The organism is Pradoshia sp. Z5_111 (assembly GCF_058267535.1).
Genome location: NZ_JBZCPQ010000024.1, coordinates 1 through 2,998, shown reverse-complemented (window position 1 = coordinate 2,998; position 2,998 = coordinate 1). Strand labels below are relative to the sequence as shown.

Below are 2,998 nucleotides of genomic sequence, written 5' to 3'. Positions count from 1 at the left end.
ACACGGAAGTTAAGCTCTTCAGCGCCGATGGTAGTTGGGACGCGAGTCCCTGTGAGAGTAGGACGTTGCCGGGCAATCAGAAACCAGTTCAGTTTATGAGCTGGTTTTTTTGTGCAGTTTTTTAGAGGGCCAAGAGAGATCATGGATAATTAATGCTGCTATATGATTGTGGAGTGTCAAAGGTACATTTTAGAAGTGTAGAAGCTATAGGAAAGCTATGCTATTCAACGCCTATGGGACATCTATGCCCGACCTATACCTGGGTAAAGGTACCTGGATAGGTAGATGAAGTATGGAGGAAAGCAGCTATGCCCCACCTATGCTCCACCTATGGGGCACCTATACTCGACCTATACCTGGGTAAAGGTGCTTCATAGGTAGGTGAAGTATGGAGGAAAGCCGTAAGAAAACATGTATAACACACCTATTAGTGAACATACGAGATAATAATAAAATTGGAAAACATATATTAAGGACTCAACCTGGGATTTCAGCTGGGAGACTCCTTAACCTTTTTAATCAATATCTATAGGGAAGAAGAAGGTCAGGAAAATGTAAGAGAATTGGTTCTTCACTTCTTTTTTATATGTGGCTTTTAAGGTACAAGCTCAAGGATATGTACTTACTGAATGCATACAAGTTAACTAATCGATTGATTAAAAGAAATCCTTGCTTACAATCTCTCCGTTATACTCGCTCTATTGCTCGAATACAATATAATTGATTCATCTTTACATAGAGAAAGGTTAGACTATTTTGCATAGATAGGTCCTCCTGTTCAATTTTTTAACTAGAGCTTAATACAGAATTCTCACTTGAATGAAGCAAAAGAGTGGCTTACAATAATAAAAAGGATATATTTGGAAGGTGAGGCATATTGAAAGTGGCAAAGAGGAGTTTTAAACTTGTAGCTAATCAATGGTCATTTGGAATAACGCTAATAGCACTTTGCCTATTTGCTTTCTTCGGATTTTTTATATCAGACTTTAGAAATGAAACATGGATGTATTACCTTATTCCTTTTTCGCTTGTATCACTGAGTTTAGCTGTAGTTGGGCTGCCGTTAGAAAGGAAAAATGATAAGAAAGTGATCATTAGATCTGTCTTTTCGATAGTCATGTCTCTTTTATTAATTTTATTATTATGTTTTATCTACATAGCTCCAATATTCTTCCCTTTCGGAATACCATCGTTATTTTAGCGACCCCATCAATGTATAGGTTCGCTTTTTTATTGATTCAATACAAAAACTAAGTGATCAGCTAAAAGCAGCTAACCGGGCATAAATAGTGGATGCAGGAAGTCGCTTATACAGTTTTGAATTTAGTATGTTACATAAAGAAAAGGGATGTTTTCGTTAAGGTTGCTTTTTAGATAGTAGGTTAATTATCTATACTATGATAAAACAAAAGGTGTCAATCAGAGCTCTCATGGCTTTAAATATAGGATATCATCTGTAAACAAGGAGGGATGAAATGAAAAAACCACTGTATTATCTAATCTTCTTGTTGCTCTCTGGGTGCGCACAAAGCGATGAACAACTCCCATTAACGGAAAATGCGAGAATTTGCAAAGGATTCCTAGAGGATAAAGGATATGATGTGCTGTCCTATGAAGGAGAGAGGACTAGGACGTATACGATAAGTGACTTAACGAAACTTCCCGCTAAAGAGGACTGGGCTGTCCAATCCATCGAACCCGAGCCCTATTTGAATAAAGAGATTCATTTAGTCCGTTTTTTCGTTAAAGGTCATCCACTAGATAATGAGTTCAAGGAAGGGAAAACAAGTGTAACGGTTATGATGTGGAACCGAGAAGTGATTGGAGGAACCTCGTTCCCCTATTCCAAACACAATGATTTGCTTGGAGGATCCTACTCGCTGTACGGGAAAACCAGTGAAGAAATGCGAAGTAAATAGGCATATGACATAAGGTTTAATACTGGTTTTTCAAAAACGAAGTATAACTTTACCAGTCATGAGCTAATTAATCAGGTGATCTAAAAAGAAAGACCGGAGCTGAATATGTAGAATGTTGGGGTGATTAAAAAAGAAGATGTTCTATACTTTTATAAGTTTGTCGGCAGGATTGGTGGGTTTTAGTGAAGGTACAAAAGCTTTCTGGAAAGATTGCATCATTATAAAGAAGCGAATCAATTGATCCATCAGAAATAAAAGATTGTCTAATTCTATAGAAGAAAAAGAAAGTATCAGCAAGTAACGATTATATTGTCATACTGAAAGAAGGTATAACATCTATAATAAAGTAACAAATATCCGAGATAGATGCTTACCAGGTTGTTTAAGGAAATTCACTACTATATTTATGATTCTGTGTTTGCCATCTTTTTATACTTACACATATATAAATAAGACAAGCTAACTGTATGATTAAAGGAGTAGTGTAAAAACGGTCTTTTTTCTCCATTATAGAAATATCAATTTTGCTTTAATTAGCTTTGTTTCTTCTTGATATGGTAAATCCTACATTGAGTAAATATCTCATGCATGCTAACCGTCTCCTGTAGAAGTAGTTTTAAACCAGCTGAGAGTTTCAATGTGAACAGAAATACAGATAGAATCGCTAAATATAGAGGAGATCCGAAGAGATAGATAGAAAAATACATATAAATTCCAGTTTTATATTACTTGAAATAGTGGTATTATAAATAAGCCGCTATGAGATAGAAGGCGGATAAATTCTTGAATGCAAACTTATAAAAAATAATTTATAAAAAAGGGTTGCATTCATAAAAAATATAAGTTATTATATAAAAGTTGCTTCTGCAACACGAAACATTTTGAGAGATTGTTAGTGAATAATATCAAAAAGAAAATGCTTGACAAAAGCTAACTGAATTGATATGATGTAAGAGTCGCTAACACGACAGATTGTTCTTTGAAAACTAAACAAAACGAAATGCCAAGCAAGTCTAAAAAACAAGAGATTTTTAAAATCTCGTCAATTTGCTTTAAAATTTAGCTAGATCAAACATCTT

At 35.0% G+C, this 2,998-nt stretch carries 1 protein-coding gene and 1 rRNA gene; both read left to right on the top strand.

What is annotated here, in order from left to right; all coding sequences use genetic code 11:
- Positions 1-74 (top strand): 5S ribosomal RNA (gene rrf / locus AC4D4A_RS19265); the annotation flags it as partial.
- A gap of 1,401 nt (positions 75-1,475) precedes the next feature.
- Entirely contained in the window at positions 1,476-1,919 is a 444-nt protein-coding gene (locus AC4D4A_RS19260; protein ID WP_490997314.1) for a hypothetical protein, read from the top strand.
- The last annotated feature ends 1,079 nt before the right edge of the window (positions 1,920-2,998 follow it).

Coding starts and splice junctions, on each gene's coding strand:
- AC4D4A_RS19260 (WP_490997314.1), top strand. CDS start 1,476: ATGAAAAAACCACTGTATTATCTAATCTTCTTGTTGCTCTCTGGGTGC.